The organism is Kosakonia sp. S57 (genome assembly GCF_016516575.1).
Lineage (GTDB): Bacteria > Pseudomonadota > Gammaproteobacteria > Enterobacterales > Enterobacteriaceae > Kosakonia > Kosakonia cowanii.
This window is the reverse complement of record NZ_JACVUL010000016.1, coordinates 1-24,508: the sequence shown is the minus strand read 5'-3', so window position 1 is coordinate 24,508 and position 24,508 is coordinate 1. Positions and strand designations below refer to the sequence as shown.

Annotated in this window: 25 protein-coding genes; 12 read left to right on the top strand and 13 right to left on the bottom strand. The window is 56.8% G+C overall.

Features of this window, described 5'->3' with window-relative positions; translation table 11 throughout:
* Positions 1–9: 9 nt before the first annotated feature.
* The 5 genes from IAE48_RS15865 to hemW are packed head-to-tail and all read left to right on the top strand — an operon-like array spanning position 10 to position 3,317.
* Positions 10–714, top strand: coding sequence for a YggS family pyridoxal phosphate-dependent enzyme (locus tag IAE48_RS15865; protein WP_042713573.1), 705 nt, complete (start codon positions 10–12; stop codon positions 712–714).
* An 18-nt stretch (positions 715–732) separates the two neighbouring features.
* A complete protein-coding gene (locus IAE48_RS15860; protein WP_094422044.1) occupies positions 733–1,299 on the top strand; it encodes a YggT family protein in 567 nt (188 codons plus the stop codon).
* Complete coding sequence (yggU, locus tag IAE48_RS15855) at positions 1,296–1,586, top strand: DUF167 family protein YggU (protein ID WP_042713571.1); 291 nt, start codon at positions 1,296–1,298, stop codon at positions 1,584–1,586. Before IAE48_RS15860 ends, yggU begins: the two co-directional genes overlap by 4 nt.
* An 8-nt stretch (positions 1,587–1,594) precedes the next feature.
* Positions 1,595–2,188: an XTP/dITP diphosphatase gene (locus IAE48_RS15850; protein WP_200134936.1), complete on the top strand. Its 594-nt coding sequence runs from the start codon at positions 1,595–1,597 to the stop codon at positions 2,186–2,188.
* The gene (gene hemW, locus IAE48_RS15845; protein ID WP_200134935.1) at positions 2,181–3,317 is read left to right on the top strand and encodes a radical SAM family heme chaperone HemW; all 1,137 of its coding nucleotides are present in this window, start codon (positions 2,181–2,183) and stop codon (positions 3,315–3,317) included. Before IAE48_RS15850 ends, hemW begins: the two co-directional genes overlap by 8 nt.
* A gap of 80 nt (positions 3,318–3,397) precedes the next feature.
* Here hemW and wzz(fepE) read toward each other — a convergent pair whose 3' ends face one another.
* The 4 genes from wzz(fepE) to trmB all read right to left on the bottom strand — a co-directional run bounded on the left by wzz(fepE) (position 3,398) and on the right by trmB (position 6,640).
* Positions 3,398–4,504, bottom strand: a complete 1,107-nt coding sequence (gene wzz(fepE), locus IAE48_RS15840; protein WP_200134934.1) for an LPS O-antigen length regulator Wzz(fepE) — start codon at positions 4,502–4,504, stop codon at positions 3,398–3,400.
* Positions 4,505–4,821: 317 nt separating this feature from the next.
* A complete protein-coding gene (locus IAE48_RS15835) occupies positions 4,822–5,538 on the bottom strand; it encodes a DUF2884 domain-containing protein (protein ID WP_023480977.1) in 717 nt (238 codons plus the stop codon).
* A gap of 56 nt (positions 5,539–5,594) precedes the next feature.
* Positions 5,595–5,921: a YggL family protein gene (locus tag IAE48_RS15830; protein WP_023480838.1), complete on the bottom strand. Its 327-nt coding sequence runs from the start codon at positions 5,919–5,921 to the stop codon at positions 5,595–5,597.
* Positions 5,921–6,640, bottom strand: a complete 720-nt coding sequence (gene trmB, locus IAE48_RS15825; protein ID WP_054803427.1) for a tRNA (guanosine(46)-N7)-methyltransferase TrmB — start codon at positions 6,638–6,640, stop codon at positions 5,921–5,923. Before trmB ends, IAE48_RS15830 begins: the two co-directional genes overlap by 1 nt.
* A gap of 142 nt (positions 6,641–6,782) precedes the next feature.
* On the opposite strand from trmB, the gene mutY reads away from it, so the two are divergent.
* The 4 genes from mutY (at position 6,783) to IAE48_RS15805 (ending at position 10,821) form a co-directional block, all read left to right on the top strand.
* Positions 6,783–7,835 carry an A/G-specific adenine glycosylase gene (gene mutY, locus IAE48_RS15820; protein WP_200134933.1) on the top strand — a complete coding sequence of 351 codons (1,053 nt, stop codon included), beginning with the start codon at positions 6,783–6,785 and terminating at the stop codon, positions 7,833–7,835.
* A 24-nt stretch (positions 7,836–7,859) separates the two neighbouring features.
* The gene (locus IAE48_RS15815; protein WP_020455176.1) at positions 7,860–8,135 is read left to right on the top strand and encodes an oxidative damage protection protein; all 276 of its coding nucleotides are present in this window, start codon (positions 7,860–7,862) and stop codon (positions 8,133–8,135) included.
* 104 nt (positions 8,136–8,239) lie between these two features.
* Positions 8,240–9,322, top strand: coding sequence for a membrane-bound lytic murein transglycosylase MltC (gene mltC, locus IAE48_RS15810; protein ID WP_042713600.1), 1,083 nt, complete (start codon positions 8,240–8,242; stop codon positions 9,320–9,322).
* 245 nt (positions 9,323–9,567) lie between these two features.
* Positions 9,568–10,821 carry a nucleoside permease gene (locus IAE48_RS15805; RefSeq protein ID WP_076769192.1) on the top strand — a complete coding sequence of 418 codons (1,254 nt, stop codon included), beginning with the start codon at positions 9,568–9,570 and terminating at the stop codon, positions 10,819–10,821.
* Positions 10,822–11,073: 252 nt separating this feature from the next.
* Here the strand turns inward: IAE48_RS15805 and citG are convergent, their stop codons facing one another.
* The 8 genes from citG to IAE48_RS15765 are packed head-to-tail and all read right to left on the bottom strand — an operon-like array spanning position 11,074 to position 18,428.
* Entirely contained in the window at positions 11,074–11,904 is an 831-nt protein-coding gene (citG, locus tag IAE48_RS15800) for a triphosphoribosyl-dephospho-CoA synthase CitG (protein ID WP_200134932.1), read from the bottom strand.
* On the bottom strand, positions 11,882–12,421 hold the full coding sequence (gene citX / locus IAE48_RS15795) for a citrate lyase holo-[acyl-carrier protein] synthase (protein ID WP_200134931.1): 540 nt from the start codon (positions 12,419–12,421) through the stop codon (positions 11,882–11,884). The genes citG and citX overlap by 23 nt, the downstream gene beginning before the upstream one ends.
* Positions 12,418–13,947, bottom strand: coding sequence for a citrate lyase subunit alpha (gene citF, locus IAE48_RS15790; protein ID WP_200134930.1), 1,530 nt, complete (start codon positions 13,945–13,947; stop codon positions 12,418–12,420). Before citF ends, citX begins: the two co-directional genes overlap by 4 nt.
* A gap of 10 nt (positions 13,948–13,957) precedes the next feature.
* Entirely contained in the window at positions 13,958–14,833 is an 876-nt protein-coding gene (citE, locus tag IAE48_RS15785; RefSeq protein WP_023481022.1) for a citrate (pro-3S)-lyase subunit beta, read from the bottom strand.
* Positions 14,830–15,123 (bottom strand): citrate lyase acyl carrier protein, encoded by a 294-nt coding sequence (citD, locus tag IAE48_RS15780; RefSeq protein WP_042716827.1) that lies wholly within the window; start codon positions 15,121–15,123, stop codon positions 14,830–14,832. Before citD ends, citE begins: the two co-directional genes overlap by 4 nt.
* An 18-nt stretch (positions 15,124–15,141) precedes the next feature.
* Positions 15,142–16,161: a [citrate (pro-3S)-lyase] ligase gene (gene citC, locus IAE48_RS15775; RefSeq protein ID WP_094422058.1), complete on the bottom strand. Its 1,020-nt coding sequence runs from the start codon at positions 16,159–16,161 to the stop codon at positions 15,142–15,144.
* A gap of 16 nt (positions 16,162–16,177) precedes the next feature.
* Complete coding sequence (locus IAE48_RS15770) at positions 16,178–17,044, bottom strand: fumarylacetoacetate hydrolase family protein (protein ID WP_076769195.1); 867 nt, start codon at positions 17,042–17,044, stop codon at positions 16,178–16,180.
* 22 nt (positions 17,045–17,066) lie between these two features.
* Positions 17,067–18,428 carry a 2-hydroxycarboxylate transporter family protein gene (locus IAE48_RS15765; protein ID WP_200134929.1) on the bottom strand — a complete coding sequence of 454 codons (1,362 nt, stop codon included), beginning with the start codon at positions 18,426–18,428 and terminating at the stop codon, positions 17,067–17,069.
* A gap of 335 nt (positions 18,429–18,763) precedes the next feature.
* Between IAE48_RS15765 and IAE48_RS15760 the strand changes: the two genes are divergently transcribed.
* Both IAE48_RS15760 and IAE48_RS15755 read left to right on the top strand, forming a co-directional pair.
* The gene (locus IAE48_RS15760) at positions 18,764–20,398 is read left to right on the top strand and encodes a sensor histidine kinase (RefSeq protein ID WP_200134928.1); all 1,635 of its coding nucleotides are present in this window, start codon (positions 18,764–18,766) and stop codon (positions 20,396–20,398) included.
* Positions 20,388–21,080: a response regulator gene (locus IAE48_RS15755; protein ID WP_200134927.1), complete on the top strand. Its 693-nt coding sequence runs from the start codon at positions 20,388–20,390 to the stop codon at positions 21,078–21,080. Before IAE48_RS15760 ends, IAE48_RS15755 begins: the two co-directional genes overlap by 11 nt.
* A 24-nt stretch (positions 21,081–21,104) precedes the next feature.
* Here IAE48_RS15755 and IAE48_RS15750 read toward each other — a convergent pair whose 3' ends face one another.
* The gene (locus IAE48_RS15750; RefSeq protein WP_200134926.1) at positions 21,105–23,240 is read right to left on the bottom strand and encodes an ornithine decarboxylase; all 2,136 of its coding nucleotides are present in this window, start codon (positions 23,238–23,240) and stop codon (positions 21,105–21,107) included.
* Between the two features lie 398 nt (positions 23,241–23,638).
* Here IAE48_RS15750 and IAE48_RS15745 point away from each other — a divergent pair, with 398 nt between their 5' ends.
* The gene (locus IAE48_RS15745) at positions 23,639–24,358 is read left to right on the top strand and encodes a DUF554 domain-containing protein (protein ID WP_094422068.1); all 720 of its coding nucleotides are present in this window, start codon (positions 23,639–23,641) and stop codon (positions 24,356–24,358) included.
* Positions 24,359–24,508 lie beyond the last annotated feature (150 nt).

The following is a 24,508-nucleotide window of genomic DNA, read 5'->3' as shown; positions in this document are numbered from 1 at the left end:
CCTGGAATCATGAACGATATCGCGCATAACCTGGCACAGGTCCGGGACAAAATCTCCGCCGCGGCGGCACGCTGCGGCCGGGCTTCAGAAGAAGTTACGTTACTTGCAGTGAGTAAAACTAAGCCTGCGAGCGCCGTCGCAGAAGCGATTGACGCCGGGCAGCGTGCGTTTGGTGAAAACTATGTGCAGGAGGGGGTGGAGAAGATCCAGCACTTCCAGCAGGCGGGTGTCAGCGGGCTGGAGTGGCACTTTATCGGCCCGTTGCAGTCCAACAAAAGCCGTCTGGTAGCGGAGCACTTCGACTGGTGCCACACTGTCGACCGTCTGCGCATCGCCAGCCGCCTTAGCGAGCAGCGCCCGGCCACGCGCGCGCCGCTTAATGTTCTTATCCAAATCAACATCAGCGATGAGCAGAGCAAGTCCGGGATCCCCCTGAGTGAACTGGATGAGCTTGCCGCGCAACTCGCTGAACTGCCGGGCATCTGCCTGCGCGGGTTGATGGCGATCCCGGCACCGGAAGCAGAGTACGAACGGCAGTTTGCCGTGGCACGGCAAATGGCTGTAGCATTTGAGGCGCTTAAAACGCGCTATTCAACGGTCGATACCCTGTCGTTGGGCATGACGGATGATATGTCCGCAGCCATCGCGGCGGGCAGTACGATGGTGCGCATTGGTACCGCCATTTTTGGTGCGCGCGATTACACAAAAAAGTAAGAGAAACTGAGGAACGCCATGAAGACGTTGACTTTCCTGCTCTCAACAGTAATTGAACTCTACACCATGGTTCTGCTGTTGCGCGTCTGGATGCAGTGGGCACGCTGTGATTTTTATAACCCTTTTTCGCAATTTGTCGTTAAAGCCACCCAGCCGATTGTCGGGCCGCTGCGCCGCATTATCCCGGCGATGGGGCCGCTGGACAGCGCCTCGCTGCTGGTCGCTTTTGTGCTGAGTTTTATCAAGGCAATCGTGCTGTTTATGGTGGTCACCTTGCAGCCGATTATCTGGATATCCGCCCTGCTTATTCTGGTCAAAACCATTGGCCTGATGATTTTCTGGGTGCTGCTGGTAATGGCAATCATGAGCTGGGTCAGCCAGGGGCGCAGCCCGGTTGAGTACGCACTGGTTCAGCTGACCGAGCCGCTGCTGCGCCCGATCCGCAACCTGCTGCCGGCAATGGGCGGCATCGACTTCTCGCCGATGATCCTCGTGCTGCTGCTCTATGTGCTCAATATGGGGATTGCCGAACTGCTGCAATCCACCGGTAATATGCTGCTGCCGGGGCTGTGGATGGCACTATGAGTGCCGTTGTTTCCTCTCAGGACGGGCTGGTTTTACGGCTTTATATTCAGCCGAAAGCCAGCCGCGACGCGATTATCGGTTTGCATGGCGACGAAGTGAAAGTCGCCATCACCGCCCCGCCGGTGGATGGCCAGGCCAATGCGCACCTGGTGAAATTTCTCGCTAAACAGTTCCGCGTCGCGAAAAGCCAGGTGCTGATCGAAAAGGGCGAACTGGGCCGCCATAAACAGATTAAAATCGTTCATCCGCAACAGATCCCGACAGAAGTCGCGGCGCTGATAAATTAGGATCCGCTATGCAAAAAGTTGTCCTCGCCACCGGTAACGCCGGTAAAGTGCGCGAGCTTGCCTCGCTGCTCAATGATTTCGGCCTCGATGTGGTCGCACAAACCGAGCTGGGCGTCGAATCCGTTGAAGAGACCGGGCTGACCTTTATTGAAAATGCCATTCTGAAAGCCCGCCATGCGGCAAAAGTGACCGGCTTACCCGCCATTGCCGATGATTCGGGGCTGGCAGTCGATGCGCTGGGCGGCGCGCCGGGGATCTACTCCGCACGCTACGCAGGCCTTGAAGCCAGCGATCAGCAGAACCTGGAAAAACTGCTTGATGCGCTGCAAAACGTGCCGGACGGCGAGCGCCAGGCGCAGTTCCACTGTGTGCTGGTCTATATGCGCCATGCCGACGATCCGACGCCGCTGGTGTGCCACGGAAGCTGGCCTGGCGTGATTGCCCGCGCGCCTGCGGGCAGCGGCGGCTTTGGTTATGATCCTATCTTTTTCGTCCCCTCCGAAGGCAAAACCGCCGCGGAGCTGACACGCGACGAGAAGCGCGCCCTCTCCCATCGCGGTCAGGCGTTAACCCTGTTACTGGAAGCAATGCGTAATGGCTGATTTGCCGCCTCTGAGTCTCTATATCCACATTCCCTGGTGCGTGCAGAAGTGCCCCTACTGCGACTTCAACTCCCACGCGCTGAAGGGCGAAGTGCCGCACGACGACTATGTCCAGCATCTGCTTGCGGATCTGGATGGTGATGCCGCCTACGCCCAGGGACGGGAAATAAAGACCATCTTTATCGGCGGCGGTACGCCGAGCCTGCTCTCCGGCCCGGCAATGCAGACTCTGCTTGATGGCGTTCGCGCGCGTCTGCCGCTGGCCAGTGATGCGGAAATTACCATGGAGGCGAATCCGGGCACCGTTGAGGCTGACCGCTTCGCCGACTACCAGCGCGCTGGCGTTAACCGTATCTCGATAGGCGTGCAGAGTTTCAGCGAAACCAAGTTGCAGCGTCTCGGGCGTATTCACGGCCCGGAAGAAGCTAAACGTGCGGCACGCCTTGCGAGCGGGCTGGGGCTGCGCAGTTTCAACCTCGATTTAATGCACGGCTTGCCGGATCAATCCGTTGAGGAAGCGCTCGACGATCTGCGCCAGGCCATCGCCTTAAATCCACCGCATCTGTCGTGGTATCAGCTCACCATCGAACCTAATACCCTCTTTAGCTCGCGCCCACCGGTGCTGCCGGATGACGACGCGCTGTGGGATATCTTCGAGCAGGGGCATCAGATCCTGACGGCTGCCGGTTATCAGCAGTATGAAACCTCGGCCTATGCCAAACCGGGTTATCAGTGCCAGCACAACCTGAACTACTGGCGCTTTGGCGACTACCTCGGAATCGGCTGCGGCGCGCACGGCAAAGTGACCTTCGCGGACGGGCGCATTTTGCGTACGGCGAAAACGCGCCATCCACGCGGCTATATGCAGGGAAATTACCTTGATAAGCAGCATGATGTTGAAGAGCAGGATAAGCCGTTCGAGTTCTTTATGAACCGGTTCCGCCTGCTGGAACCGGCGCCGCGGGCAGAGTTTTCCGCGTATACCGGTCTGGATGAAGCGACCATCCGCCCGCAAATTGAGCAGGCGCTGGCGCTCAATTATCTGACCGAGACCGCAACGCACTGGCAGATAACCGAGCACGGTAAGCTGTTTCTCAATTCATTGCTTGAGTTGTTTCTTAGCGAATAACGTGAAGTGAGAGATAAAAATAAGGGGAAATATTATTTCCCCTTAATTATTTTAGCGGCGTGATTATTTAAAGAATGGTATTACAGCAATTTCCGTTGGTGCATTCCGTGGCGTAATAAGACGATGCCAGAGGAGATAATGCCACCAAGAACGATCGCCAGCACGATAATAATCGCTTTCCCCGGGCCATCTTTTTTCATCGGCAGCGACGGCGAAAGTTGATATTTAAAAGGAGAGAACTCCACATCTTTAATATTCACTTTCTCAAGCTGCGCCAGATGATACTCACGGTTACGGAAGTCTGCATTCAGCTCGGTAAAATCTTTCATCGACTGCTCAATACGCAGTTTTTCAGAGATACCATCGGCGCCGAGCGCGATAGAGAAGTCCGGGTCATCCTGTACCGCCTGACCATTGCTGTAGACCGGGCGTTTGATGCCCGCGGCATTCGCTACTTCAAGGGAGTAGTTCAGGCGCTTTAATTTAGCCTCGTGCGCGTTCGCAATGCGGGTGCGATCCATCTCCAGCACATTTTTTTCGACGTTTTTCTTCAGCTCAATATCGTTACGCACGGTTTCAAGCGTTTCGCTCACCACTTTGGCGGTAATGAAATTGATATAGTCTGTCAGTACCTGCTGAGCCTCAACAGCCTTTGGCGCGGTGAAACTGAGCGACCATGAGGTGTACGGCGTGTCGGTCGTACCTGTCGACTTATCGTTGTTGGTAAGTTTGAGGTTGCCAGCCACCAGCGCCAGCGCGCGCCGCAAATCATACTGATCGAGATTACTCTGTTCCAGTTGGCCCAGCACCAGCGGAGAAGTCGCAAGGAACTCCTCTTTCAACGATTGTGAAGAAAATTTCTTGAGGAAGAGTTTGTAAACATCATCCGGCGAAACAGAACTTTTCACATCAAGGACTTGCAGGGTCATCAACGCTCTCTGCAATTCCGCCCACTGGATCTTTTCAGCCGGTGTTATCTCAGCCTGACTGGTCCATTTTTGCGGCAGTAATGCGCTAATAAAGAAGCCACAGACGGCGAAAAAAAGGACGGTGGCAATAATAAGCTTTTTGCCTCGCCATAAAAGGCTGAACAGATAAAGCAGATCAACCTCGTTATTTTTGAGATTAAGATCAGAACCTTCATAAAATGAAGCGTCGCTTCGCGGCTGTAAGTTTATTGATGACATAGAGTGCTTATGCAGGAGTGGTGTCCGTAATTGAGGCGGCGATATTAGCATCAACAAGAACATTCTGAAAGTATGTAAATAGCGGTTCGCCAGTCAAAGTCGTTTATTTTTTAAGTAAAACCCCAATATTTGGTAGGTAAAAATAGAGATATAAAGATTGATTTTACTGAAAGGCATTTATCAGAAATAAGAGAGATATACCAGGTAAGCATAATTAAGGAAAAAGAGTATTAAATAAGCAACGCAAACCAGAAGGTTATTTATGAATAGATATTGAAACAGCGGCGTTCGCAGAAAGGAAAAGCCGCTGTGGAAAGTTACTTCAGGGAGGAGGTTAACGCTTTGCGGCTCTCTTCGAGAGAAACCACGCGCTGGCAGACATCTTTGCCAAACTGCTGGAAGTCAGCTTCCTGATTTTTCCATTCGTTCTGGATAGACGTTTGTAAGCCGCCGAGATTGCCGAGCACATTCTGCAACGGGTTGCCGCCGCTTTTCATCACCGCTTTCGCGCCCATCTCGTTAATGCTGTCCTGCAGAATGCCGCCCATCGCCTGGTTGACTAACTGCTGACCATCGGCGCGAACCTGTTCAATCGCCTTGTAGTGGAACGTCAGGCCGTCGCTGCGATGCTCGATGATACGATTCATCTGCTCTTTGAGCTGCGCGTCGAGTTTGGTGAGGCGGTTACGCATGCTGCTGCTCTCCCCCACCTCTTTGACGATGATCTTATCCAGCGCAATGCGGTTTTTCTCCACGCGGGTCAGCGCGCCGTTGTCGATCCACGGCAGGGCGCTGCGTAACTCAGCCTGGTAATCTTTCGCCTGCTCGCGCTGTGCGGCGCTAAGGGAAGGCTGTTTGCCGTTAAACATCACATTGCCCTCTGGTGTGATCACCAGATTGCCGTTTTCGCCCTTCACCTGCACGGTTTGCGGGCTGATAATCACATCGTCGCGCGGCGTGACGCTGCACTGATAATCTGCCTGCGCCGCGAAAGCTGTAAGGGTGAGCGTTGCCGCCAGCAGCGTTTTACGCATTCTATTAACTCCTGTAGAGACAAAATGGGCCAGCAGATGCTGGCCCTTATGTTTGTTTAGTCCCACCAGACGTCGAAAAGTTCGCTGGTGCGTACCGCTTCGAGCTTCTGCTCCTCCAGCCACTTACGCACAAGGGCCTGATGCTCTTCGGTGCATTTGCCAATCTCTTGCAGGCAGATTAACCCTTCCCACGCCAGATAGCCGCTGCCATCAAACGCCAGTTTATTCGGCGCAATCACCTGCTTAATGAAGTTATCAACGGTGCTGTCGATCTGCTCTTCGGTGGTACCTTCCGGGAAACGCCACGCGACGGAGAAACCCACTTCCTGGAATTCGTCGATATGCATTTTTTTACGCAAGCGACGGCTGCGGTTCTTTGCCATTATTTCACCCTCTCGAACATTAAGTCCCATACACCGTGACCAAGACGATGGCCACGCTGTTCAAATTTCGTTACCGGGCGCGATTCCGGGCGCGGCACATAGTCGTTGCTGGCCGACAGGTTCTTATACCCGTCGATGGAGTTCATCACCTCCAGCATATGTTCTGCATAGGCTTCCCAGTCGGTCGCCATATGGAATACGCCGCCCAGCTTGAGCTTGCTCTTCACCAGCTCGGCAAAGGGTACCTGCACAATACGGCGCTTATTATGACGCGCTTTATGCCACGGGTCCGGGAAAAAGAGTTGCACCATGTTTAAGGCGTTATCCGGGATCATCGTGTGCAGCACTTCTACCGCGTCATGACACATTACGCGCAGGTTCTCGACGCCCTCTTCGTGCGCAGAAGAGAGGCAGGCACCGACGCCCGGCGAGTGTACTTCAATGCCGAGGAAATCCTGCTCCGGGCGGGTTTTCGCCATTTCGACCAGCGAAGCGCCCATGCCAAAACCGATCTCCAGCGTCACCGGTGCGGTGCGACCAAACAGGGCGGTAAAATCGAGCGGCTGTTCGGTAAACTCAACGCCCATCACCGGCCAGTAATTGTCCAGCGCATGCTGCTGACCCTTCGTCAGTCGCCCCTGGCGACGGACAAAGCTACGAATGCGGCGCAGCGGGCGGCCATTTTCATCAAATTCCGGTGAAATGACGTCGTTATTCATAAAGTTTTCTGCTCGTGAGAGTGTTCAGGAAACGGGCATTATCCAAAGTTCATGGCATGATGCAAGCACCGGAAAGTTCCGGTTTACAGTGCAACGCCGCTGTGCTGCAATCTTCGCCCCTGATAAAGCGATTCTGGTGACCATGCAAGCGTCTCAATTCTCAGCCCAGGTTCTGGACTGGTACGACAAATTTGGGCGGAAAACCCTGCCCTGGCAAATTGAAAAGACGCCCTACAAAGTATGGCTGTCAGAAGTGATGTTGCAACAAACCCAGGTCACAACGGTGATCCCCTATTTTGAGCGCTTTATGGCGCGCTTCCCGACGGTGACCGATTTAGCCAACGCGCCGCTGGATGAAGTGCTGCATCTGTGGACCGGGCTCGGTTACTACGCCCGCGCACGCAATTTGCATAAAGCCGCGCAGCAGATCGCCACGCTGCACAATGGCCGTTTTCCTGAAACCTTCGAAGAGGTCGCCGCGCTGCCAGGCGTTGGCCGCTCAACGGCGGGTGCCATTCTCTCTTTATCTCTCGGCAAACACTTTCCGATTCTCGATGGCAACGTTAAGCGCGTGCTGGCCCGCTGTTATGCGGTGGCCGGCTGGCCGGGGAAAAAAGAGGTGGAGAAACGGCTGTGGGAGATAAGCGAGCAGGTAACACCGGCGAAAGGCGTCGAGCGCTTTAACCAGGCGATGATGGATCTTGGTGCCATGGTCTGCACCCGCTCAAAACCGAAGTGCGAACTCTGCCCGCTGCAAAGCGGCTGTGTCGCTTACGCCACGCATAGCTGGAGCAGCTACCCGGGTAAAAAGCCGAAGCAGATCCTGCCCGAGCGCACCGGTTATCTGCTGCTGATGGAGCATGAAGGCACGGTTTACCTTGAACAGCGCCCGCCGAGCGGCCTGTGGGGTGGCCTCTTCTGCTTCCCGCAGTTTAGCGATGAAGCGGCGCTGCGCGACTGGCTGGCGCAAAAAGGGATTAACGCAGATACTCTCAGCCAACTTGTCGCGTTCCGCCACACTTTTAGCCATTTCCACCTCGATATTGTGCCGATGTGGCTTCCTGTGTCTTCCGTTGCCGCGTGCATGGATGAAGGTGCAGGTCTTTGGTATAACTTAGCGCAACCGCCATCCGTCGGTCTGGCGGCTCCGGTGGAACGCCTGATACAGCAATTACGCGCCGAAGCAGCATCTTAGCGGCGCGCAAAAAGAGGAATGATTATGAGCAGAACCATTTTTTGTACCTTCCTGCAACGCGAAGCGGAAGGGCAAGACTTCCAGCTCTATCCGGGCGACCTGGGTAAACGCATTTATAACGAGATCTCGAAAGAGGCCTGGAAGCAGTGGCAGCAGAAGCAGACGATGCTGATCAATGAGAAGAAACTCAACATGATGAACGTCGAGCACCGCAAATTGCTGGAAGAGGAGATGGTCAATTTCCTGTTTGAAGGCAAAGACGTGCACATTGAAGGCTACACGCCACAAGAAAAAAAATAGGCGTCGTGGTTTAAACCCGCCGGCAGTGCCATAAATCCAGGGAAGGCATTGCCGGTTCGCGAGCGTCTCAGGCGCTGTAATCAAACACAACTGCATCCGGAATGATGAAAAAATTTTTAGCGCTAGCGATGATCGCGCCGTTGCTGATCTCTTGTTCCAGCTCTAATAAATCCGGCGAAGACTACAACGAAGCCTGGATCAAAGACACCAACGGTTTTGACATTTTGATGGGCCAGTTCGCCCACAATATTGAGAATTTATGGGGCTTTAACGAAGTACTGATCGCAGGCCCAAAGGATTACGTTAAGTATACCGATCAGTACCAGACGCGAAGCCACATCAACTTTGATGAAGGGACGATTACTGTCGAAACCATCTCGGCGACCGATCCGGCGGCGCACCTGCGCGCGGCGATCGTTAAAACGCTGCTGATGGGCGACGATCCCGGCTCTATCGATCTCTACTCCGATACCGACGATATCACCATCTCCAAACAGCCTTTCCTCTATGGTCAGGTGCTGGATAACAACGGCGAAGCGATTCGCTGGCAGTGGCGCGCGGAAAAATATGCCGACTATCTGCTGCAAACGCGGCTGAAAACCCGCACCAGCGGCATCCGTGTGATCTCCAGCATCACTATTAACCTGGTGCCGAACCACCTCGATAAACGTGCGCATAAATATATGGGCATGGTGCGCAAAGCGTCGCATAAGTATGGCGTTGAGGAGTCGCTGATTCTGGCGATTATGCAGACAGAATCCTCCTTCAACCCCTATGCGGTGAGCCGCTCCGATGCGCTAGGTCTAATGCAGGTAGTGCAGCACAGCGCCGGGAAAGATGTTTTCCGCGCGCAGGGGAAATCCGGTACGCCGGACCGCAGTTATCTCTTCGATCCGCAGAGCAATATTGATACCGGCACCGCTTATCTGGCGATGCTGAACAATGTCTATCTTGGCGGTATCAGCAACCCGACCTCACGTCGCTATGCGGTGATCACTGCCTATAACGGCGGTGCGGGCAGCGTGCTGCGCGTCTTCTCGGCGGATAAAGTGCAGGCGGCGAATATCATCAATACCATGTCGCCGGGCGATGTGTATGAAACGCTGACCACGCGCCACCCTTCTGCTGAGTCACGCCGCTATCTCTACAAAGTGAACGCCGCGCAGAAAACCTACCGTCGTAATTAACGCCCCTTGTGGTTTATGCCTTTTTACCTTTGCAGGTAAAAGGGCATAAGCCCGCCTTCTGGCCCTCGCAATCGGTTGCGTAAAAGCGTGATCAAGATCACTTAATAAGAATGCAATCAGACGAAGATTGCATTTTTCTGTCGTACGTAACAAACAACGCCGCCGCAAAGTGATAAAGTGCCGCCACAAATCGCAGTATATCTGCCCATTACAACGACAACCGTCTCCTTTGCGAGGAAAAAAGCATGAATCTTAAGCTGCAGCTGAAAGTGATCATCTTTCTGCAGTTCTGCCTGTGGGGCAGTTGGCTGACGACACTTGGCTCTTATATGATCGTGACCCTGAAATTTCAGGGCGCGGAAGTCGGCGCGGTCTACAGCTCCCTTGGTATCGCCTCGCTGTTTATGCCAACCCTTTTAGGCATCGTCGCCGATAAGTGGCTTAGCGCGAAATGGGTATATGCCCTCTGTCATCTGGTCGGGGCCATCACGCTGTTTATCGCCGCAGGCGTCACCACGCCGGGCGCGATGTTTGCCATTATTCTGCTCAACTCGCTGGCCTATATGCCGACGCTGAGCCTGGTGAACTCCATCTCCTATTTCCGTCTTAAATCTGCCGGGCACGATATCGTCACCGATTTCCCGCCGATTCGTATCTGGGGCACCATCGGCTTTATCCTCGCCATGTGGGCGGTGAGCTTCTCCGGCTTTGAGTTAAGCCATATGCAGCTCTACATTGGCGCGGCGCTGTCGCTGCTGCTGAGCGTGATTGCGCTGACGCTGCCGCACATTCCGGTAGCGAACAGCAAGCAGAAGCAGACCTGGGTGGAGATGCTCGGCCTGAACGCCTTTGCGCTGTATAAAAACAAACGTATGGCGATCTTCTTTATCTTCTCCATGCTGCTGGGCGCGGAGTTGCAGATCACCAATATGTTCGGCAACACCTTCCTGCACAGCTTCGACTCGAATCCGCTGTTCGCTAACAGCTTTATCGTTACCCACGCGTCGGTAATGATGTCGATTTCGCAGATTTCGGAAACGGTCTTTATCCTCGCCATTCCGTTCTTCCTGAGCCGTTACGGCATTAAGAACGTGATGATGATCAGTATCCTCGCCTGGGTGCTGCGCTTTGGTCTGTTCGCTTATGGCGACCCAACGCCGTTCGGCACCGTGCTGCTGGTGCTGTCGATGATCGTGTACGGTTGCGCCTTCGACTTCTTCAATATCTCCGGCTCGGTGTTTGTTGAGAAAGAGGTTAGCCCGGAAATCCGCGCCAGCGCGCAGGGTATGCTGCTGATGATGACCAACGGCTTCGGCTGTATCCTCGGCGGTATGGTGAGCGGCAAAGTGGTGGAGATGTACACCACCGCCGGTCTTACCGACTGGAAAACCGTGTGGCTGATCTTCGCCGGTTATTCGCTGGTGCTGGCCGTCGCCTTCGTGATGCTGTTTAAGTACAAACACGTGCGCGAGCCATCTGGCGTGACGCAGAAAGCGTAAACAGAAAACCCGGCCTGAGCGCCGGGTTTTTTTATGCGTATCATTTTGTTGGCCTGATAAGCGCAGCGCCATCCGGCATTTGTACCCATTGCCGGATGGCGGCGTTGCCTTATCCGGCCTACGAAGCAGCCTCTTCGGCGTCGACACATAATCGATGCACGTCCGTAGGCCGGATAAGCGCAGCGCCATCAGGCATTTGCACCTATTGCCGGATGGCGGCGTTGCCTTATCCGGCCTACGTAACAGCTTCAGTTACGGGATCATCGCCAGCACATACGCCACTGCCAGCAGATCGGCGCTGCCGCCGGGGCTTAAATGTCGCGCAATCAACGCCTGATCCATCTGGCGTAAATCATCCCTCTCCCATTCGGTGGCTAATAGCTGCTGTGCATAATCCTGCACATAACGCAGCCCCGCCAGGCCACCGCGTGACACCAGATTGCTGTCGCGGTTAACCGCCATCAGCCTGAGCAGCGCGTTGTGCAAACGGCGCTCCCCCTGCTCCTGCTGCCAGAAGGGCAATACCGCACGGCGCACGGTGATGAACCCCTGCTCCGCCTCGCCGCGCGCGCCGGTCAGGCCATAGTCGCGAAACTGCTTTTCACCGGCCGTGATTGCCTGCGCCCGCCCGGCCAGCTCGCGCGCCACCAGCCCGCGGCAGATCGCGCTCACCTCGTTACAAAGCGCATCCGCGCTCAGTTGCCAACCCAGCCCCCGCAGCCGCCCGGCGGCAAACGACAGCAACCCGAGTGAGAAGATGCCGCCTTTATGGGTATTCACCCCAGCAGTGGCGGCAAACATCGCCTGCTCACAAGCAATCCCCATCGGTCGAATCAGCCGTAACTGCGCCGCCGCCGGTTGATGGGCATGATCAAAACCCGCCTGCTCGAAGCGGGCAAACCACGGCGTAATGGCGTCGATACTGGCGAGAAACAGCGCGTAATCCATATCGCGGTGCGCGCCGCTGTTTGCCCTGTCCACCAGCCCCGGCTTCGGGGTGAGATCCAGCTCCTGCCGCAGCGCCCGCGCCGCCAGCGCAGGCACAAACGCCACGGCAGGTTTAGTCGCGGGTAAACCAGCCATTGATCAGCCCCTCAACGCGGCTCACCACCTCATCCAGCGGATGACGGCGGGAGCGGGCACAGCTGTGCGCCGGTTCATCGCACACCAGACAGCGGCGGGTGGTGCGATCCAGTGAATGGCGGCCAACCTGGCCGTTCTGCGGGCAGAAGATATCAAAATCCCACAGCCTGCCGAGCGGATGGGTCTGCTCCAGCTCAATGCACTGCGCTTTGATTTCCGCCGCCGGATGGGCCACGCACCACATCGCTTCCGCGCCGGTCGGCAGCCACAGCACCTGGCGGTCAAGCGTCTGCCAGCCGTGCTGCCACAGCATCTGGTCGCAGGCCTGTAACGCCACGCCCATAGTGTTGCGATAGCGCATCGTATCTTTCACCGCGCCCGGGGTGACCAGCGTCAGGGAGATAATCGGTTGTTGATAGTGGCGAAGCCAGTCAGCCTGGCGCGCGGCGCGGTTCTCTTTCGCCGCCAGCAGCGCCTCAAGGCTGACACCGGTACGCTCGGGAGTCATGGTAGTCATAACGCCTCCTCTTTTACCTGGCGCACAACGTCAATCACGCTGCCGTCGCGATAGCGAATCACCCCGACAATGCGGTCGGTAAAGGCGATCGGTTTTGGCTCGCCGGTAAGGGAAATTGCCCGCTGATAGAGCGCCTCGATATCGACAACTTTCAGCCCTGCCGCCACTAAACGTTCGCGGACTTCCGGGCGCGCCGGGTTGACCGCAATACCGTGGTCGGTGACCAGCACATCAATACTCTCCCCCGGCGTCAGGCGGGTGGTCACGCGCTTCACCACTGTCGGAATGCGGCTGCGCAGCAGTGGGGCAACCACAATGGTCAGATTCGCCGCCGCGGCCACATCGCAGTGGCCGCCGGATGCGCCGCGCATTACGCCGTCCGAACCGGTAATCACGTTGACGTTGAAGTCGATATCGATCTCCAGCGCGCTGAGGATCACCACGTCCAGCTGGTCGCAGCTTGCCGCTTTACCGCCGGGGTTGGCGTAAACGTTGGTCGAGATCTCCACATGGTTGGGATTACGGCGCAGCGAAGCCGCCGCTTCACCGTCAAAGCACTGGGTATCAAGCAGCTTCTCAATCAGCCCCTTCTCATGCAATTCGACCAGGCTGCCGGTAATGCCGCCGAGGGCGAAACGGGCTTTGACGCCGTGGCGCGCCATCTTTTCGGCCATAAAGCGGGTCGCCGCCGTCGATGCCGCGCCGGAGCCGGTCTGCATCGAGAAGCCGTCGCGGAAGTAGCCGGAGTGCTCAATCACATCCGCCGCATAGCGGGCGATCATCAACTCTCGTGGATTGCTGGTAACACGTGCGGCGCCGACGCTGATTTTCGCCGGATCGCCCACGCTCTCCACCTGGACAATCAGATCCACCCGATCCTGGCTCAAACTGGCGGGCATATTGGGAAACGGCACCACTTCTTCGGTCAGCAGCACCACTTTATCGGCAAATTCGGCGTCAACCATCGCGTAGCCGAGCGAGCCACAGCAGGATTTCCCCTGCGTACCGTTGGCGTTACCGAAGGCATCGCTGCACGGCACGCCGAGAAAGGCGACATCGATCTTCAGCTCACCATCCTGCAACAGTTTTACCCGCCCACCGTGGGAGTGGATCTGCACCGGCTCTGCCATCAGCCCGTGGGAGATGGCATCCGCCAGCTTGCCGCGCATGCCGGAGGTGTAAATTTTGCGGATCAGGCCGCTCTGAATATGCTCAATCAGCTCATCGTTACAGGTCATCAGCGAACTGGAGGCGAGCGTCAGGTTTTTGAAGCCGAGGCGCGCAAGGGTTGCCACCACGGTGTTGATCACCCGGTCGCCTTCGCGAAAGGCGTGGTGGAAAGAGATGGTCATACCATCGCGCAGGCCGCTGCGCCTAATCGCCTCTTCCAGCGAGGCGCAGAGTTTACGGTTTAGCCTGGCGTCATCATCCGCCAGCCACGGCGTGGCGCTGTGGGCGGTATCAAAGGGTTTCAATTCACGCAGATGGGGAAAGTTGACGTGAAGCAGCTCAGTTTGGTGGTTCATGGTTTTCTCCTTAACGACGCACGCCGGACGCCGCCGCGCGTTCCAGCACCATCTGCGCATGGTTAATAATGGGGGCGTCGATCATTTTGCCATTCAGGGAGACGACGCCAAGGCCGTTACGCTCCCCCTCCTCTGCCGCCTCAATCACGACTTTGGCGTGATCGACCTCCTGCTGCGTCGGCGCATAGGCGTTATGCAGCAGGTCAATCTGGCGCGGGTTAATCAGCGATTTGCCGTTAAAGCCCATCTTGCGCACCAGCTCCACTTCGCGCAGGAACCCGGCTTCATCATTGACGTCTGACCACACAACGTCGAAAGCGTCGATACCGGCAGCACGGGCAGCGTGCAGCACCGCACAGCGGGCATAGAAGAGCTCGGTGCCGTCGCCGCGCTCGGTCTGCATATCCATCACGTAATCGAAGGCCGCCAGCGCAATGCCGATCAGCCGCTGCGAACTGCGGGCAATTGCCACGGCATTAATCACGCCTATCGCCGACTCAATCGCCGCCATCACGCGGGTTGATCCCACTTCCCGCCCGCAGGCAAGCTCGATGCGCTCCAGATGGCGTTCGAGTTCGTAGATATCCTCCGGACTGTCGGTTTTCGGCAGGCGTACCACATCAACACCGGCGCGCACCACCGCTTCGAGATCCGGCAGGCCAAATGGGGTATTCAGCGGGTTGATGCGTACCACGGTTTCAATATCCTGGTACATCGGATGTTGCAGAGCATGAAAGACCAGCAGGCGCGCGGTGTCCTTCTCGCGCAGCGCCACCGCATCTTCGAGGTCAAACATGATTGAATCGGGGCGGTAGATAAAGGCGGTGGAGAGCATGGCGGCGTTAGCGCCCGGCAGAAACAGCATGCTACGACGGAGTTTTTTCACAGCAGTGTCCCCCACGCGATCTCCTTCTCTTCTGCGGCGCGCAACACGGCGCTTTGCAGACGGGCGCGGATCACGCAATCCAGCGCGCCTTTATCTTCAATAATGATTAAGCCCTGGCGGATCTCCATCGCGCGCAGTGTCTCATTCACCACGCGGCGGATCTGATCGCCAAACTGCTTGATCACTTCACTGCGCACCACCACCTCCAGCTCACCGTCGGTAGGGGCGATTTTCACCATCAGGTCGCTGGATTCGAGGGTTCCCGCCAGCGCCTCCCGTACAATTTTCATAGTTATCAGTCCTGATTTTTAAGCGACTTCCACGCTGTAATGGGCTTCAAGGTGCGCGAAAGTGGTATCTGGTACGATTTCCCGAATGCGGGAAAACTGGTGTGTTTTTAATAAACGGCGCACTTCGGACGCCGAAATTGCCGTGCCTGCGGCTTTAATACGCGGGATCTCCACCACCTCAACCGCGCCCCCCAGCATCTGGTGCATGGTGTTGTTGTACTGGCGGGTCACCGCGCAAAAGGGTTCGCTGCCAATAAAGCGGTGGGTAATGCCGAGCGCCGGGGCGATGTGGTTGCGAAAGATCAGCAGGTCGATTTCGCTCCACGCCTGCTGCACTTTGCCGGTCTCTTTCAGGAAGTAGGCCGGAAAGGTGGCGCGGGAGATGATGTACTGCGAGCCCTCATGCACCGTGACATTCGCCAGGTGCGCTACGCCCGCTTTCACCATCTTCAGCCGCGCGGCGAAGGGGAAAAACGAGGCATCTTCGCGCACCACAAACAGATGCAGGGCATCGCAGGCTTTTGCCGCCTGCTCCACCAGATGGCGGTGGCCGAGGGTAAAGGGGTTGGCGTTCATGACGATGGCGCCAATGCGCTTACCTGCCAGCCGCTTTGCCCGCAGCGAGCGGCAGTAGCGCTCAATGCCCGACGGCGTGTTCTCCATCAGCACCGCGTTATTGCCGCTCTGCACGATGGGCCAGAAACCGCTGTGCTGAAAGCGCTCCCGGTTGCAGGGGCGCGTGCAGAGAAAGAGGTGGAAGTGGCCGCGCGCCAGCGCCAGGTTCTCCACTTCCGCCAGCAGCCGGGCGCTGAGGTTTTCGCCGCGAAGCTGCGCATCGACCGCCACGCATTTGATGACGTTCGCGGCAAGGCCTGCACACCCTACCAGTTGCTCTCCCGACCAGGCTTCAACGAAGGTCGTGATGTCGCTGTCCATGCCTAATCCGCTGTCGGCTAATAGCGAGCGGATGCGCTCAAGCCGGGGCGTGTTACCGTTGACTTCCGCAATGCGGAAGTCGATGGAGGGTCGTGTGTGCATCTGTTGGCCTTCGTCCTTAGTGCGCTGCTGCCAGCGCCTGCTCCGGCGCTTCCACGATCACATTGCTGAGATGCCCGATCTTCTCGATCTCCACTTCGATGCGATCGCCCGCCTTCATAAACAGCGGTGGCGTGCGTTTTTTCCCGACGCCGCCCGGTGAACCGGTGATGATCACATCGCCCGGCGTCAGGCTGGTGAAGGTGCTGATGTATTCGATAAGCTCGGCGACTTTGTGGATCATGCTGGCGGTGGTGTCATCCTGCACCATGCGGCCATTGAGCCAGGTGCGGATGGCGAGCGTGTGCGGGTCGGGGATCTCATCGGCGGTGGTCATCCACGGGCCAAATGCCCCGGTCTGCCGCCAGTTTTTGCCGGCGGTAAACCAGCTGTGCTGCCAGTCTCGCGCCGAGCCATCCATATAGCAGCTGTAGCCCGCCACATGGCTTAAGGCCGTTTCGCGGGCAATATTCTCCCCGCCTTTACCGATAATCACCGCCAGTTCGCCTTCATAGTCGAACTCGCTGGAGTGGCGCGGTTTCACCACCGGCGCGTTATGGCCGGTTTGCGAATCGGCGAAGCGGACAAACAGCGTCGGCGCCGGGTTGTGCTGGTCGAACTCTTTGCGCTTTTCGGCGTAGTTCATCCCGACACAGAGGATTTTGCCCGGGTTATCAATCACCGGCAGAAAGGCGATCTCATCAAAACGCAGATCGGCGGCTTCTTCGCTGTAGCGCGCGGCCTGCGCCAGCCCATCGTCGGCGGCGAGCAGCGCTTTTAAATCGGCGTAGCGGTCGCCCAGGCGCTGGCCGAGGTTGACGACGCCTTCCGCGCTGACGATGCCGTAACTGCGGATACCCTGGTGAACAAAGCTTGCGAGTTTCATATCAGTTCCTGTAATTCCTGAATCAGACGAGGAAGTTGCCGAGCACCAGCAGCGAGATGGAGACGTTAATTGCCCCACCGATGCGGGTAGCGATCTGTGCGAACGGCATCAGGCTCATACGGTTACCTGCGGTAAGAATGGCGACGTCGCCGGTGCCGCCCTGCCCGCTCTGGCAGCAGGAGACGATGGCCACATCAATCGGGTGCATGCCGATCTTTTTACCGACGAAGAAGCCGGTCGCGACCAGCGCGGAGACGGTGCTGACAATCACCAGCAGGTTATTGATGGTGAAAGCGTGAACCAGCTCTTCCCACGGCGTAATGGCTACGCCAACGGCGAAGAGGATCGGGTAAGTGACTGAGGTCTGGAAGAATTTGTAGACCACCTGCGAGCCTTCCAGCAGGCGCGGCGAGACGCCGTGAGCGAGCTTAATCAGCACCGCGACAAACAGCATGCCAACCGGGGCAGGCAGGCCAATCAGTTTGTGGCCGAGCATACCGATCATATAAAGCAGCACCGCCAGCAGCGCGCCTGCGGCAATGGTCGTGACATCGGTTTTACCGGAGAAGGCCGGAGTGGCAGAGGGTTCGTCGCCGTTACTGCGGTTCGGCATCAGCTGGCCTTCGCCAGTGAGGTGCGGGAAGCGTTTACCGAGCTGGTTCAGGCAGCCGGAGATAATGATCGCCGTCAGCCCGCCGAGCATCACCATCGGCAGCACGCGGCCCAGCGCAACGCCCTGATCCATATGCAGCAGCGTGGCGTAACCAATTGACAGCGGGATCGCGCCTTCGCCCACGCCGCCCGCCATGATCGGCAGAATGATAAAGAAGAAGATCTGGAACGGCTCCATGCCGAGCGCCATACCAACGCCCATGCCGACCAGCATGCCGACGATTTCACCGCACAGCATCGGGAAGAAGATACGCAAAAAGCCCTGAATCAGCGTGGTGCGATTCATACTCATAATGCTGCCAACAATAATGCAGCAGATGTAGAGATAGAGAATGTTGGTCGATTTGTAGAACTTAGTGGTGGACTCAACCACCACATCCGGCAGCAGGCCGTAATAGACCATCGCCGAGGGGATAAAGGTGGCGCAAATCGCCGCCGCGCCCAGCTTGCCAACAATCGGCAGCCGCTTGCCAAACTCACCGCAGGCGAAGCCAAAAAAGGCCAGCGTGGCGACCATCACCACGATATCGCTCGGCAGTTTACCGCCAAGGCAGTCGACGGCAATTAATGCCCCTGCCAAAAGAAACAGCGGCAGGGGAATAATCCCGACTTTCCAGCTATCCATAATGTGCCACCACTTATCTTTCAGTGATGTTTTATCAAGCGTTCGCGACTTTCCGGGTACAGAGAATGAATCGTCAGTTGTGCTCATAATTAAGCCCCTTCGTTATTTTGTGCTTACAGCGTAGTGGGCTAAATACACACTTTATGTGAGGGCAGGCATATTAAAACCAGAGTTTTTAAGGCACCTATGGTTTTTATGGTTTCTTCTATTTTGCGTGAGCTGGCTCTTATTTATTGCCGTGGTTTTTATGGTTTTTTTAAAAGGAAATACATGTTCATAACAAACCGTAACAGGAGGTTGTAACAGCTTGTTTTTCCACAGCAACACGCGCTGTGTAAGGGATCACAAGTTTCCCGCAAACTGCTCGCCCGCGCAGGGAAAAGTGTTACATTGAGCCTTTCCTTATTGCTGCGCGTGTCGTTATGAAAGTCTCCTTTCAAATCAAGCTGTTTATCTCGCTGGTGCTTTTCTTCTCCGGCCTGTTCGTCCTGTTGGGCGTTTATTATTACAAGGACGTCGGACGCCAGCTCTATCAGGAGATGAGCGCCCGCGCGAAAATACAGGCGGAAGAGATTGCGATTATTCCGAATTTACGGCGCTCCGTCGCCGAGAAGAATATTCCCGCTATTAATCAGTTTATGCAAAAGGTGGTTTCCCACAGCGATGCCAGCTTTATTGTGATTGGTGATAATAAAGGCCTGCACCTATTTCACTCCGTACATGCAGATGTGGTGGGAAAAACGCTGGTCGGCGGCGATAACGCGGAAGTATTACAGGGCAAAAGCACCACTACCATTCGCAAAGGCGGGCTGGGGATTTCGCTACGCAGTAAAGCGCCTATTTTTGATGATAATGGCCGGGTGGTCGGCATTGTCTCGGTTGGGTATCTGACCAGCTATCTGGATGCCATCACCCTCGGCAAAGTAATTAATATCTTTATCGCCGCTGTGCTGCTGCTCGTCGCGCTGTTTGTCTTCTCCTGGTTTTTTACCCGCAGCATTAAAAAGCAGATCTTCTCCCTTGAGCCGCGCGAGATTGGCCTGCTGGTGCGCCAGCAGAAGGCGATGATGGAGTCGATCTACGAAGGGGTGATTGCGATTGATCGCGAGTCGCGCATTGAGGTGATCAACCAGGCGGCGCGTAAGCTGCTGGGGTTGAGCCAGCCAACCCGCGCCCTGCGGGGCCATGCGATTAGCGATGTGATTGCGCCAGTGCCCTTTTTTGCTGCCGAGACGATGCTGGAGAGCGACACCCATGATGAGATTTGCCGCTTCAACCACCTGACGGTGATCGCCAGCCGGGTGCGCATTATGCTTGAAGATAGCTTACAAGGGTGGGTGATCACCTTTCGCGATCGCAATGAGATCGATAGCCTGAGCGCACAGTTAAGCCAGGTAAAGCGCTATGCTGACAACCTGCGCATTATGCGCCACGAGCAGCTTAACCGCATGACCACCCTTTCCGGGCTGCTGCATATGGAGCGTTATGACGAGGCGGTGAACTATATTCAGGCCCAGTCGGAACACGCTCAGGAGCTGCTGGACTTTATCTCCTCGCGCTTTACCTCGCCGACCATTTGCGGTCTGCTGCTGGGCAAAGCGGCGCGCGCGCGGGAGAAGGGCGTGGAACTGAACTTCGACCCATTGAGCCGCATGGATCGCCCCTGTCGTGGGCTGGCAGAAGCGGAGCTGATCTCCATCATCGGCAACCTGCTGGATAACGCTATTGAAGCAACCCAGCGCGCCACTCTGCCACACGATCCGGTCGATGTGCTGATCCTGCTTAACGAGCGGGAGCTGATCATAGAAGTGGCGGATCGCGGGATTGGGATCGATCCGGCGATTGCCGATCGCATTTTTGAGCGCGGGGTGACCACCAAACGCCGCGGCGATCACGGCATTGGCCTCTATCTGATCGCCAGCTATGTCACCCAGGCGGGCGGCGCGATCGAGGTGTCGGCTAATGCGCCCCGCGGCACCATTTTTTCTCTGTTTATTCCTGAAACGGGCAGCGCGCAGCGCCCCGTTGCCACCGTGGATGAGATGTATGCAACATGAACCGATAGACGTGCTGATCGTCGAAGATGAAGAGACGCTGGCGCAGCTCAACGCTGAGCTGGTGAGTAAACATCCGCGCCTGCGGCTGGTGGGGATGGCGTCATCGCTGGCGGAAGCGAAAGCACTCCTTAGCCAGCGACAGCCGCAGCTCATCCTGCTGGATAACTACCTGCCGGATGGCAAAGGCATCACGCTGATTAGCGACCCCGAGATTATCAACGCCAACTGTTCAGTGATCTTTATTACCGCCGCCAGCGATATGGACACCTGTAGCCAGGCGATCCGCAACGGCGCTTTCGATTACATTCTCAAACCGGTGTCGTGGAAGCGCTTAAGCCAGTCGCTGGAGCGCTTTGTGCAGTTCACCGAGCAGCAGCGGGTGTGGAAGATTGTCGACCAGCAGAACGTCGACACCCTCTATCAGCTACAGTCGAAAAATTACCGCCAGGATAACGGCAGCAAAGGGATTGAAGAGAGCACGCTGGCGCTGGTGCAGAAGCTGTTCGCCGACGACGAGGCGCGCTGTTTTTCCGTTGATGAGGTGGTAAGCGAAACGGGGCTGAGCAAAACCACCACCCGCCGCTACCTTGAACACTGTGTCGAGGCGGGCTTTCTGGCGGTGGAGATGCAGTATGGCAAGATTGGTCATCCGCGACGCATTTACCGCCGCGCGGCCGCCTGAGACGCATCCCAGGCGGCGCGGTGATTACTTCAGCACGTAACCATAGAGGCGCTTGATGCCATCGGCATCGGTTTCCGAGTAGACACCCTGTAGCTCCGGCGAGAAGCCGGGCAGCAGGTTAACCCCCTCCTCCAGCGCGAGGAAGTAGCGCTGTACTGATCCACCCCACACTTCACCCGGCACCACGCAGAGCACGCCCGGCGGATAGGGCAGCGCGCCCTCTGCCGCAATGCGCCCTTCCGCCTCGCTGATGCGCACCAGCTCGACGTTACCGCGAATAAACTCGCTGTTGGCATCCTGCGGATTCATCGCCACCGCCGGGAAGCTCTCTTTGCGGAACATCGCTTTTTGCAGATCTTTAACGTCAAAGCTGACGTAGAGATCGTGCATCTCCTGGCACAGTTCGCGCAGGGTGTAATCGCGGTAGCGCACCGGGTATTTATTAAAGATGGTCGGCAGTACGTCGGCCAGCGGCGTGTCATCTTCAATATGCTGCTCAAACTGGGCGATCATCGCCACCAGCTGCGCCATCTTCTCCGCGCTTTCGGCAGGCGTCAGCAGGAAGAGGATCGAGTTGAGATCGCACTTCTCCGGCACAATGCCGTTTTCACGCAGGTAGTGCGCCAGAATGGTCGCCGGAATGCCGAAATCGGTGTATTCACCCGTCTCCGCATCGATGCCCGGCGTGGTGAGCAGCAGTTTGCAGGGATCGACAAAATATTGATCCTGGGCGTAGCCCTCAAAACCGTGCCACTTGTCGCCCGGCTCAAAGCTGAAGAAGCGGCGCTTGCGGGCGATAAGCTCGGTCGGATGATCCTGCCACGGGCGACCGCCGATCACCGGCGGCACAAACGGCTGGATCATTTTGCAGTTGGCGATGATCGCTTTGCGCGCCTCAATGCCCAGCTCGACGCACTCCGCCCACAGCCTGCGCCCGCTCTCGCCCTGGTGAATTTTGGCGTTGATATCCAGCGCGGCAAACAGCGGATAAAACGGGCTGGTGGAAGCGTGCAGCATAAAGGCGTTATTCAGCCGCTTGTGCGGGCAAAAGCGTGCCTGGCCGCGCAGATGGTTATCTTTTTTGTGGATCTGCGAGGTTTGCGAGAAGCCCGCCTGCTGTTTATGCACCGACTGGGTGACGAAGATCCCCGGATCGTTCTCATTCAGATCGAGCAGCAGCGGCGAGCAGTCAGCCATCATCGGGATAAACTGCTCGTAACCGACCCACGCCGAGTCAAACAGGATGTAGTCGCACAGATGGCCGATCTTATCGATCACCTGGCGGGCGTTGTAGATCGTGCCATCGTAGGTGCCAAGCTGGATCACCGCCAGGCGGAACGGGCGCGGCTGTTTGGCCTTATCAGGCGCGACATCGCTGATTAAGGTGCGCAGGTAGGCTTCATCAAAACAGTGATCGTCAATGCCGCCGATAAAGCCAAACGGGTTGCGCGCCGCTTCCAGATAGACCGGCGTCGCCCCGGCCTGAATCAGCCCACCGTGGTGGTTGGATTTATGGTTGTTGCGATCGAAAAGCACCAGATCGCCGCGCGTCAGCAGCGCATTGGTCACCACTTTATTGGCGGCGGAGGTGCCGTTAAGCACAAAGTAGGTTTTGTCGGCGTTAAACACTTTGGCGGCAAACTTCTGCGCGTGCTTGGCGGAACCTTCGTGGATCAGCAAATCACCGAGCTTAACGTCGGCGTTGCACATATCGGCGCGAAAGACGTTCTCACCGAAAAAGTCGTAAAACTGGCGACCTGCCGGGTGCTTTTTAAAGAACGCGCCGTGCTGGTGGCCGGGACAGGCGAAGGTGCTGTTCTTCATCTCGACATATTGACGCAGCGTATCGAAGAACGGCGGCAGCAGCGTTGCTTCATAATCACAGGCGGCGGCTTCCAGCTCCAGCCACTCCTGATCGCGTCCGCTAATCACCGCCGTCACGCCTTCAGGCGCGGTAACCGGTTCGCCGGAGAAGAGAAAGACCGGCAGATTAAAACCAGTGCGTTTGAGCAGCGCGAGAATGCCGCTGCGGCTCTCCGCTACCGTCATGACGACTGCCGCCACATCCGTAAAATCGGTACTCTCAAGGGAGATCACCTCGCGGTGGGTTGAGAGGGTGGAGAGCAGCTCGCGGCTGACGGCAATTTTCAGTGAGTTCATAAGCACGAATACCCGTTTCAGGGGAGTAAAAAGCCCCGGACGAAGCGGTGGCTTCGCCCAACGAAAATGTCTGGCTGGGATCAGCTCCGGACGCCAGACATCAGTAAAAGCAGAAAACCGCTGATCTTACTGTTGTCCTGCGGTGAGCGTGCGCTACCCTCACCGCATGGTGAGAAAGAGTGACGATAAGCGGGGGCGAGTGGCCCTGGCACGGGCGTGAAACGCAGTGTCAGCGGCTGAAATGTACAGCATCAGGCGGCCCCGTCAGATGGATGAAAATTCGCGCAATCATGTCATTTTTAACCCGCAGGCGCAACCTGGGCGGCACTTCGCCGCGCATAAAAATGCTATGGTATGCGCCTTCTTATTCATTTTTATGGCACTTCAGGAGTGTGAACGTGCTGACAGGTCCTTTTATTAACGCGGCTGCCGTACTGATCGGCGGCACGCTCGGTGCGCTGATGAGCCACCGTTTACCGGAGCGCGTGCGCTCATCAATGCCCTCCATTTTTGGCCTTGCTTCGCTTGGCATCGGCATTTTACTGGTGGTCAAATGCGTCAACCTGCCGGTGATGGTGCTGGCGACGCTGCTTGGCACACTGATTGGCGAGCTCTGTTATGTTGAGCGCGGCATCGGCGGCGGCGTTAACGCCCTGCGCAAGCTGGCGCAGAAGCGCAACGCGGTTGAGTCAGCCTCCAGCGCCCATGAGTCGTTTATTCAGAGCCTGGTGGCGATCATTATTCTCTTTTGCGCCAGCGGAACCGGGATTTTTGGCGCCATGCGCGAAGGGATGACCGGCGATCCCAGCATCCTGATCGCCAAAGCATTTCTCGATTTCTTTACCGCGCTGATTTTCGCCACTTCCCTCGGTTTCGCCGTGGCGATCATCTCGGTTCCGATGCTAATTATTCAGCTGACGCTCGCCACCTGCGCGACGCTTATTCTGCCGCTCACCACCCCGGCGATGATGGGCGATTTTACCGCCGTCGGTGGAATTCTGCTGCTGGCGACCGGGCTGCGCATCTGCGGGATAAAGATGTTCGCCGTGGCGAATATGCTGCCGGCGCTGGTGCTGGCAATGCCGCTATCCGCCCTCTGGACGGCCTTTTTTGCCTGAGTGCGCGTGCAATGGGCAGAAAGTGGTGATAGATTGTGCACTCTGTGACGAAATGAAGAAATTTCGTTGACGGAGCGCAGTGAATCAGGTTTAATGCGCCCCGTTGCCCGGATAGCTCAGTCGGTAGAGCAGGGGATTGAAAATCCCCGT

Coding starts and splice junctions, on each gene's coding strand:
- IAE48_RS15865 (WP_042713573.1), top strand. CDS start 10: ATGAACGATATCGCGCATAACCTGGCACAGGTCCGGGACAAAATCTCC.
- IAE48_RS15860 (WP_094422044.1), top strand. CDS start 733: ATGAAGACGTTGACTTTCCTGCTCTCAACAGTAATTGAACTCTACACC.
- yggU (WP_042713571.1), top strand. CDS start 1,296: ATGAGTGCCGTTGTTTCCTCTCAGGACGGGCTGGTTTTACGGCTTTAT.
- IAE48_RS15850 (WP_200134936.1), top strand. CDS start 1,595: ATGCAAAAAGTTGTCCTCGCCACCGGTAACGCCGGTAAAGTGCGCGAG.
- hemW (WP_200134935.1), top strand. CDS start 2,181: ATGGCTGATTTGCCGCCTCTGAGTCTCTATATCCACATTCCCTGGTGC.
- IAE48_RS15835 (WP_023480977.1), bottom strand. CDS start 5,538: ATGCGTAAAACGCTGCTGGCGGCAACGCTCACCCTTACAGCTTTCGCG.
- IAE48_RS15830 (WP_023480838.1), bottom strand. CDS start 5,921: ATGGCAAAGAACCGCAGCCGTCGCTTGCGTAAAAAAATGCATATCGAC.
- trmB (WP_054803427.1), bottom strand. CDS start 6,640: ATGAATAACGACGTCATTTCACCGGAATTTGATGAAAATGGCCGCCCG.
- mutY (WP_200134933.1), top strand. CDS start 6,783: ATGCAAGCGTCTCAATTCTCAGCCCAGGTTCTGGACTGGTACGACAAA.
- IAE48_RS15815 (WP_020455176.1), top strand. CDS start 7,860: ATGAGCAGAACCATTTTTTGTACCTTCCTGCAACGCGAAGCGGAAGGG.
- mltC (WP_042713600.1), top strand. CDS start 8,240: ATGAAAAAATTTTTAGCGCTAGCGATGATCGCGCCGTTGCTGATCTCT.
- IAE48_RS15805 (WP_076769192.1), top strand. CDS start 9,568: ATGAATCTTAAGCTGCAGCTGAAAGTGATCATCTTTCTGCAGTTCTGC.
- citG (WP_200134932.1), bottom strand. CDS start 11,904: ATGGCTGGTTTACCCGCGACTAAACCTGCCGTGGCGTTTGTGCCTGCG.
- citX (WP_200134931.1), bottom strand. CDS start 12,421: ATGACTACCATGACTCCCGAGCGTACCGGTGTCAGCCTTGAGGCGCTG.
- citF (WP_200134930.1), bottom strand. CDS start 13,947: ATGAACCACCAAACTGAGCTGCTTCACGTCAACTTTCCCCATCTGCGT.
- citD (WP_042716827.1), bottom strand. CDS start 15,123: ATGAAAATTGTACGGGAGGCGCTGGCGGGAACCCTCGAATCCAGCGAC.
- citC (WP_094422058.1), bottom strand. CDS start 16,161: ATGCACACACGACCCTCCATCGACTTCCGCATTGCGGAAGTCAACGGT.
- IAE48_RS15770 (WP_076769195.1), bottom strand. CDS start 17,044: ATGAAACTCGCAAGCTTTGTTCACCAGGGTATCCGCAGTTACGGCATC.
- IAE48_RS15765 (WP_200134929.1), bottom strand. CDS start 18,428: ATGAGCACAACTGACGATTCATTCTCTGTACCCGGAAAGTCGCGAACG.
- IAE48_RS15760 (WP_200134928.1), top strand. CDS start 18,764: ATGAAAGTCTCCTTTCAAATCAAGCTGTTTATCTCGCTGGTGCTTTTC.
- IAE48_RS15755 (WP_200134927.1), top strand. CDS start 20,388: ATGCAACATGAACCGATAGACGTGCTGATCGTCGAAGATGAAGAGACG.
- IAE48_RS15750 (WP_200134926.1), bottom strand. CDS start 23,240: ATGAACTCACTGAAAATTGCCGTCAGCCGCGAGCTGCTCTCCACCCTC.